The 8449-nt window shown below is 60.9% G+C and carries 8 protein-coding genes; 7 read left to right on the top strand and 1 reads right to left on the bottom strand.

The features are described from left to right. The 6 genes from NKH93_RS32295 to NKH93_RS32270 form a co-directional block, all read left to right on the top strand. Positions 1 to 678 (top strand): TCP-1/cpn60 chaperonin family protein (locus tag NKH93_RS32295; protein ID WP_352975358.1); only part of this gene is annotated, 678 nt, incomplete at its 5' end. A 24-nt stretch (positions 679 to 702) separates the two neighbouring features. Further along, entirely contained in the window at positions 703 to 912 is a 210-nt protein-coding gene (locus tag NKH93_RS32290; RefSeq protein WP_352604638.1) for a hypothetical protein, read from the top strand. 47 nt (positions 913 to 959) lie between these two features. Further along, positions 960 to 1145 carry a hypothetical protein gene (locus tag NKH93_RS32285; RefSeq protein ID WP_352903764.1) on the top strand — a complete coding sequence of 62 codons (186 nt, stop codon included), beginning with the start codon at positions 960 to 962 and terminating at the stop codon, positions 1143 to 1145. 137 nt (positions 1146 to 1282) lie between these two features. After that, positions 1283 to 1477, top strand: coding sequence for a hypothetical protein (locus NKH93_RS32280; protein WP_352903763.1), 195 nt, complete (start codon positions 1283 to 1285; stop codon positions 1475 to 1477). Positions 1478 to 1555: 78 nt separating this feature from the next. Then, entirely contained in the window at positions 1556 to 1738 is a 183-nt protein-coding gene (locus NKH93_RS32275; protein ID WP_352975355.1) for a hypothetical protein, read from the top strand. A 403-nt stretch (positions 1739 to 2141) separates the two neighbouring features. Further along, positions 2142 to 4370, top strand: coding sequence for an adenylate/guanylate cyclase domain-containing protein (locus tag NKH93_RS32270; RefSeq protein ID WP_352975354.1), 2229 nt, complete (start codon positions 2142 to 2144; stop codon positions 4368 to 4370). Between the two features lie 140 nt (positions 4371 to 4510). On the opposite strand, the gene NKH93_RS32265 is transcribed toward NKH93_RS32270, so the two are convergent. After that, entirely contained in the window at positions 4511 to 5170 is a 660-nt protein-coding gene (locus tag NKH93_RS32265; protein WP_352975363.1) for a tyrosine-type recombinase/integrase, read from the bottom strand. 577 nt (positions 5171 to 5747) lie between these two features. Here NKH93_RS32265 and NKH93_RS32260 point away from each other — a divergent pair. Then, on the top strand, positions 5748 to 8405 hold the full coding sequence (locus NKH93_RS32260; protein WP_352975352.1) for an ATP-binding protein: 2658 nt from the start codon (positions 5748 to 5750) through the stop codon (positions 8403 to 8405). The last annotated feature ends 44 nt before the right edge of the window (positions 8406 to 8449 follow it).

Raw genomic sequence — 8449 nt, 5'->3', positions numbered from 1 at the left:
CTCGGCCGCGCCAAGCGCGTGCTGATCGAGAAGGACACCACCACGATCATCGACGGCGCCGGCGAGAAGACCACCATCCAGGCGCGCGTCCAGCAGATCAAGGCGCAGATCGAGGAAACCACTTCCGACTATGACAACGAGAAGCTGCAGGAACGTCTCGCCAAGCTGGCGGGCGGCGTTGCCGTCATCCGCGTCGGCGGCGCCACCGAGTCGGAAGTCAAGGAAAAGAAGGACCGCATCGACGATGCGCTGAACGCAACGCGCGCCGCGGTTGAAGAAGGCATCGTGCCCGGCGGAGGCGTGGCACTGCTGCGTGCCAGGTCGGCACTGGCCGGCTTGAATGGCGCCAATGCCGATGTTACCGCGGGCATCTCGATCGTGCTTCGGGCTCTCGAAGCGCCGATCCGCCAGATCGCCGAGAATTCCGGCGTCGAAGGCTCGATCGTCGTCGGCAAGCTGATCGACAGCAAGGACCACAATCAGGGCTTCGACGCCCAGAACGAGACCTATGTCGACATGATCAAGGCAGGCATCGTTGACCCGGCGAAAGTGGTGCGCACCGCGCTGCAGGATGCCGGCTCTATCGCGGCCCTTCTGATCACCGCCGAAGCGATGATCACCGACATTCCGGCCAAGGATGCCGCACCTGCGGGCGGCGGTGGCGGTGGCATGGGATAGAGACCTTGGCGTCTGGAGAAGTCCGTGCGTGAGCCGACGCTGCTTCCGGTATTCGGCAGGCTTGCGGTCAAGCCGCCGGTCGCCGTTGCGGCCGCGCCGGGCAGGAGAATGAAGAACGGGGTAGCCCGCATGCGGCAGGGCATCTCGTCGCACGGGGGCCTGGCTTTGAAGGTGTGCGTGGCGCTGTGGACAGTCGTTGTCCTGGCGGCAGTGTTTTTCATTCTGCAGGCCTGAACCGATCGACACACATTGGTGCCGGCGAAAATGAATAGGACGCGAGTATGGCAAACCGCTACGCGCTTCGCATGGACCGCCCGGACAGTTGGACAGTTTTCGACGTTTTCACCGGCCAGCCCGCCGAGTCCAACAATAGGGTCATGGTCGGCATCAATGCCGGCGAAGCGGACGAGATGGTCGGCCGGCTGAACGATCAAGACGCCAAGCGGCGGGAACAGACCGGCCGCTGAGCTGACGCGCCGCAGAGCAAATTCGCCGGAATGATTCGCTAAGCACCTGTGGGGGGCGTACAGTCCGTTGTCGCCGGCCGCAGAACAATGGGCACCGGCGCTTGAGAGCGCCCATCGTACTCGATGGGAGCCGCATTATGGACAACGATCAATCGGCCGATGTGATTTCCAGTTTTGACTGCAATATCCTGCGTGACGCGTTCAGAACATCGGTCATTGAAAAGCAGACCCCCGAGGATCAATGGCAGGCATACGCCGCGCTTTTGATCCGCGACTATACCGGCAACTCGGATTTTGATCCGGCGTTGCTGGCCTGGATCGTGCGACCGTAATCTTATCGCCGTGCAAGGTGCCGGGGCGGACAGCCGCTCCGCGCTCTCTTTCATTTTTTGTCAAAAAGGACAATAAGCATGAGGAATATGAAAACTCCGGACGCTCCGGCCATACCGGTCAAGCCAATCGTCGGAACTGGAAAAATCCTGTCGAAGCGGCTGACAATCAGAAGCGACGAAGCAACAAGACGAAAGTCCGCCGACACCGACGGCACGGTGCGGCGGGCGCGTCAAATTGCGGAAAGCAACCGCCTGATTTGATGCCCCTATCTCCCCTTTGGGCAAAACCCGGACATCATGCAGCCCAAGCCGATCGTCAGCTTTCAGGAAGTCGCAGAACTGATCTTCTACGGCCGACATTGCCGCGATCCGGCCTGTCGCGAACGCGAAGTTTTGACCCCAAAGCCGCCATTTGGCGGCGAACCCATAGACGGCCGCTTCTGGCGCTAGTTGCCCGTTCCGGCGGCCGGCTCAAACGGCAAGCCCTGACCCAAACGAGCCATTCCGGCAGGCAAGCTCTAATGTCTCGAATGTGGTGACTACGACATTGGTTACACCTCGCCGTATCAGCGGTCCATCAAACGTGCGGGAGAAGGGATTTGCTGGTGAGGTCGGTTTCCTTTCAGAACAACCAATACTATGATCCGCTGGGGCGAGGCCGACAATGGATCGCAAGCTTTCCGCGATTTTAGCCGCAGATGTAGTGGGCTATTCGGCTCTGATGGAGCGCGATGAGGCCGGTACATTCGAACGCCTTCGTGCCGGGCGCAAAGAACTGTTCGAACCCGAAATTGCTCGCCACCACGGCCATATCTTCAAGCTGATGGGCGATGGGATGCTGTCCGAATTCGGCAGTGTCGTCGATGCCGTCGAATGTGCAGTGTCGCTGCAGCGCGGCCTGTCCGAGCGCAACGCCTCGCTTCCCGAAGCGGAACAGATTCAGGTGCGGATCGGGATCAACCTCGGCGAGGTGATCGTTGACGGCGACGACCGGTATGGCGATGGGGTCAACATCGCGGCCAGACTTCAGCAGTTGGCGGAGCCAGGCGGCATCTGCGTCTCGGGAAAAGTGGCCAAGGAGGTCGAGAGGAAGCTGGCGTTCACATTTGAGTCAATGGGCGAACAGAGGGTCAAGAATATCACCGAACCAGTTCGGGCGTATCGCGTACTGCTTGATCCAGCGGCAGCGGGCAAGACCCTCCATGCTCGCCGCCAGCCGCGCGCCTGGCGTTTTCCGGCCGCGGCGGGAATTCTCGTCCTGGCTCTCGGCCTTGCAGTAGCATGGTGGCAGCCGTGGGAGAGGCCTGCACCGCTTGCCGTTCCGACCGTCAGCGAGGCAGCCGACACCCGGCCCTCGCTAGTCGTCCTGCCCTTCGACAATCTCAGCGACGACAAGGAACAAGAATATCTCGCCAACGGCTTCACCGAGGATCTGACGACCGCACTGGCGCGTGTGCCGGGTCTTTTCGTCTTCTCCCCCAACGCGGCCTCCGCTTACAAGGACAAGGACCCGAAGGAGATTGCGGCGGCATTGGGCGTCCGGTACCTGCTGAAAGGCTCGATTCGCCGCGTCGGCGACGACATGCGCATCAATGCGCAGCTGATCGATGGCTCGACTTCCAGACATCTCTGGGCGGAGCGTTTCGACGGCCGGTGGGCAGACGTATTCGCGCTGCAGGACAGCGTTGTCAGCAGCATCGCGGGTGCGCTCCAGCTCCGCCTGGTGAGCGGCGCGCCGGCTACCCGGGCCGGAGGCACCAGTAATCCCGAGGCCTATGAGGCCTATCTCAAGGGGATGGACATCTACAACCGTATCAACACGCCCGAGGAGTTTGCGCAGGCTGTGAAGTATTTCCAGCAAGCCGTGCAACTCGACCCCGATTTCGGCGCGGCGTACGCCCAGCTCGCCTGGGCCTACTGGGACGCGGATGTCGGTCGGGTCGTAGTAATGGGGCTTACGACGGACGTGGCCCAGGGCAAGATCTATGAAACCCTGGAAGCGGCGGCCAGGGATCCTTCGCCGGGTTACTATCAGCTCGTCGCCGAGTTGATGGTCCGCGAGCACGACTCGGACGACGCAGTTACCGTTCTTCTGAAGTCGGTGGCGCTCGATCCCAGCGATACTTGGAATTATCTCTCGCTGGCCAATGCTCTGAATTTCAACGGCAGGCCGAAGGAAGTGCTTAGCTATCTCGATGCGGCTGCGCGCGTCGACCCAAACTCGTGGATGGACTACAGGCGCTACCAAGCCGGACTGGCCGAGTTCGGCCAGGAGAAGTTTGAGGACGCGGTTCGCTCTATCGAGAAGATGGACCTTATATCGGCCGATCCACGGGCGAAATTTTATGCCCTGCAGGTCCTTATTTCGGCTTATGGGCATCTTGGGCGCACAGACCAGGCCGCGGCGGCTTTGGAAACGCTTAGGAAGGTTGTTGGGCGGGTGGACAGGGGGCCGAGCCAGTTGATGACCCAGGATTACATGGTGTTCAAGAATACGGCCGATATCGAACGCCTTTTGGCCGGGCTGACCAAAGCAGGTGTGCCAGAGCTGTCGGCATTGGCAAAGGCAGGCATGAATCCGAAGGACCGGCTCACAGGGGCGGAAATAAAGTCTCTGATGTTCGGGCACGAAACGCGCGGAAAATTGGTAATGCCCACGTTCCTGCCGATGCAGCGCACAACCTCGGTCGACGGCGCCGTCAGCGAGACCGTTGGCCAGAGGAGCCGCGTAGGAACCTCGTGGGTGCAAGGCGATTTCTTGTGCAACGCCTTTCCCAGAGAACTGACAAGCTGTGGGGCGATTTTTCGCAATGTGTTCAGGACGCCGGGGCGCGACGACGGATACAAGGCCGTTTACCGCGGGGACCAGTTCGAGTTTTCGGTCGTCAAGTGAACTCCCAAATGCCGGTAAGTCTGCTTGCCGAGTAGACGCGACGTTGTTGGCATAACTGCAAACGTCGACAATTGGCGCAATCAAGACGTCCGGCCCTGTCGCTGGCCACGTCTGCTTTCAGGCAGCTGCTAAGCCAATCTCTACGGCCGACATGGGCGCAAAGCATTCGCGGCTCCAATCGGGAAGTGGAGCCGCTGTTGGTCAGACCTCCGTTGCCTCGGCAAGTTCAAGGGCATCCTCGACGTCGACACCGAGATAACGGACCGTGTTCTCGATCTTGGTGTGGCCAAGCTGCCAAGCAGGATCTGGATGGCTCGAAGATTTCCCGTCGCCTTGTAGATGATGGACGCCTTGGTGCGTCGCAGAGAATGCGTGCCGTATTCCTGGGGTCTAAGCCCGATCGCCGCGACCCATTCGTCGACGAGACGGGCATACTGTCTCGTGCTCAGGTGAGCTGCGCGCTGCGCGGTCGATCCTGCTCGGAAATGCATAGTCATCAACGGTCCCGCCGCGTCGTTCCAGCGTTCCAGCCACACGAGAAGGCTCGCGCGAGCGTCACCCATCAACTCGAACTGCACTGGCCGCCCCGTTTTCTGTTGCACTACCATCGCGCGGCTGCGGATTTCCGGGCCGATTACAAGAGTGCCGATCTTGATCTTAACGAGATGGCAGCCCCGAAGCTTGCTGTCGATCGCCAGATCGAAGAGCGCTCGATCGCGCAGGCGCTGCTCCCGATCAAGGAAGAAACGGCTCGCCCATATCTGCCGAGGCTTAAGAGGGCGTTTCGTGCCAACCTTCATGCCCGCATTCCAAGCGCAGTGATTGGTGGCAACGGGGTCGTAGTGTGAATGTCCCATTTGGCTTCTCCTTCGGCCATGATTGGCCCCAGGAGGAACGCGTATGGCCTGTCAGGGTCTGGGCCGGGAGCGCACTGACAGCTCTCAGCTGCCGATCTTCAAGAGCGGACGTTCAGTCCGGTCGCTTTCTAACGTCCCGAAAGCTAACTTCCGGCGGGATCGGAAATGCTGACTCGATCCGGTGTCAATATGTGTCGTGACCTGACCGCTGAGCCGCCCTTCATCAGCCCATTTCGCTGCTCGATAACCGACCCTTCACCGCAACCAGCGTTCCTGATCCCAAACCGGACATTGCGAGCGTCACCCCCGCTTTGAGCGATCGCTCTAAATCGCGAGGACGGGAGTTCAACGAAGGGGGCGCGTCCGACAGGCTGGCCTGTTTCCTCGCGTTATGCATTATGGAATTCTAAATTATCCGGGCATCAATCTGAGTTTTGAGTTGAAGACGAGCGTCGCACTCTCCTTCGGGTCGTTTACACTGGTGCCCGCCGAGCGCATGCTACTGCAGGGCGATCAAAGATTGAAGATCGGCAGCCGTGCGCTGGACATCCTCATCGTCCTGGCGTCGCGGCCCGGCGAAGTCATCTCTAAGGATGAATTCGTCTCGCTGGTCTGGCGGAACACGTTCGTCGAAGAAAACAACCTGCGCGTTCACATCGCATCGCTCCGCAGGATTCTCGGCGAAAGCAGCGACGCTCCGCAATACATCTCCAACATCCCCGGCCGGGGCTACAGCTTTGTGGCCGCCGTCTCTCATAAGGCGGCCCCTGTCAGTCTAGAGGGGCAGCCGGCCTTTGGCGGCAAGCCGTCGGTGCCCCGTCTTGCGAACCGAGTTATCGGCAGGGAGGCGGTTATTGATCTGCTGGAGCGACAGATGCCGGAGCAAAGGCTGCTTACGGTCGTAGGACCAGGTGGTATAGGAAAGACGACGGTGGCAATCGCGCTTGCGGACCGTCTCAAAGACCAGTATCCGGGCGGGACCGCATTTGTGGATCTCGCTGGGATTTCGAACAGAGAACTGCTCACCGGGTCGATTGCCGCGAAGGCAGGCTGTGTGCTCTCGTCGTCTGATCCTCTTGCCGAGCTTGCCAGACAGCTCAACCACCGCTCGATGCTGCTCATCCTGGATTGTTGCGAACATCTGATCGACGAGGTGGCGGTCGTCGCGGAAACCCTGATCGCCGAGACGCAGCAGTTGACCATCCTTGCGACCAGCAGGGAACCGCTTCGTATCCCAGCTGAATGGGTTCTTCGCCTGCTACCCCTGGACTGTCCAGGCACCAACGAAGCGCTCGACGGCCCTACTGCGCTGCGTTTCCCGGCAGTCCAGCTTTTCGTCGAACGCGTTTCAGCCAGCGTCGGCGGCTATTTCCTGAGCAACGCCGAAGCGCCGATCGTGGGCGAGATTTGCCGCCGGCTCGACGGCATCGTGCTTGCCATCGAGCTGGCCGCCGGGCGTGTGGACACCTTGGGCATTGCAGGCGTCGCGGAATCGTTGCGGAACAATTTCGACATCCTGACCCGGGGACGTCGCACGGCGCTTCCACGCCACCAGACGCTGCGGGCGACGTTGGACTGGAGCTATACGCTGCTCTCGTCGACACAACAGTTCGTCCTTGCCCAGCTATCGCTGTTCAACCAGGAATTCACGCTCGAAGCGGCGCGCGCCGTTGTATCGGGCGAAGGGGCGGTCGATGTGGAAGGCAGTATCGTTGACCTCATCGCGAAATCGCTTGTGGTCGCCGACCGCAGCGCGCATCCCATCCGCTACCGCCTGCTCGACATGACGCGCGCCTATGCGGCGAAGAAGCTTTCGGCATCCGGCTTCGAGAACGAGGCGTCATACAGGCATGCGACCCACTACCGCACGCATTTCGACGATGCCGCGCGACAGTGGCAGGTCGCGCAGGAGCCGGTATCCCCGGAAATCTACAGCCGCGACATCGGCAATCTGCGCGCGGCCCTCGACTGGTGCTTTTCGCCGGCAGGCGAGAGCGCGATGGGCGTTGCGATGACAATCGCGGCGATCCCATTGTGGTATCAGCTGTCGCTCGTCGACGAATGCCTGTCGCGTGTCCAGCAAGCGCTGGACTGGCTTGAAAAGCAGCCGGAAGCCGACAAACGGAGTCTGATGCAGCTGCATGCGGCATTGGGATTTCCGCATATGCGCGCGATTTCGGGCCGACCCAGCGGCGCTGAGGCGTGGACGCGCGCGCTCGAGATCGCCCGCAACGTTGACGACGTGGACTTCCAGTTGCGTGCCCTCTGGGCACTCTGGGTGGATCGAACCAACAGCGGCGAACCCCGCGCCGGGCTCGAGATGGCCGAAGCCTTTCGCATACTGTCGGAGCGGTCGACCGACGACGCCGATCGGCTTATTGGCGAGAGGATGAAGGCCAGGTCGCTGCACCTGCTTGGCGACCAGGCCGGTGCGGAGGACCATGTGCGGCGCATGTTGGCCGCCTATAAAGCGCCGGCTAACAGAGCACACCTTGCGCGCTTTCAATATGAACAGCGCATTACCGCTCGCATTACGTTCGCGCGTGTGCTGTGGCTTCGCGGCAAGACAGACGAAGCTCTGCGCGAGATAGACGACCTTATCGAAACAGCGATTGCCGCAGGCCACAATCTCACGCTTTGCCACGCGCTTTCGGACGCGGCCTGTCCGGTGTCGCTGATGGCGGGTGATCTGGCACGCGCCGAACGCTACACCGAAATGCTGCATCGACGCACGAGAGATCATGCGCTTGATGTCTGGCATGCCTATGCGGAGTGCTTCGAGGGCGACATCCTGATCCGGAGTGGCGAGGCGGCGACAGGCGTCACCCTCGTTCGCGAAGCTCTCGACCGGTTGGATCGCGCGGGATTCTATCTCTATCAAACGGTCTTCCAGTCAATCCTCGCCTCCGGGTTAACGAGGCTTGGCCGTGAACCGGAAGCCATGGCTTTGCTGGATGGCGCACTGTCGCGATGTCAAGTTAGCGGCGAGGCTTGGTATTGCGCTGAGCTGATTCGCCAGAAGGGCACGATCTTGGCCGGGCAATCCTCCCGCCGGCCCGACGCCCGGGCGCTCTTTGAGCGCGCGATGACGATTGCCCGTGATCAGGGAGCCACAATCCTGGAGCGACGTTCAGCCGACAGTCTTGCCGCGCTAAACAGGCACGTTAGCACCGTTTAGCATCGATTTACTGGTTTACACCGCTCTCCTGCGCGACTGTTTCG

It is taken from the genome of Mesorhizobium sp. M0954 (genome assembly GCF_040319155.1).
Classification (GTDB): Bacteria; Pseudomonadota; Alphaproteobacteria; order Rhizobiales; family Rhizobiaceae; genus Mesorhizobium.
This window is presented reverse-complemented; position numbering and strand designations above follow the sequence as displayed.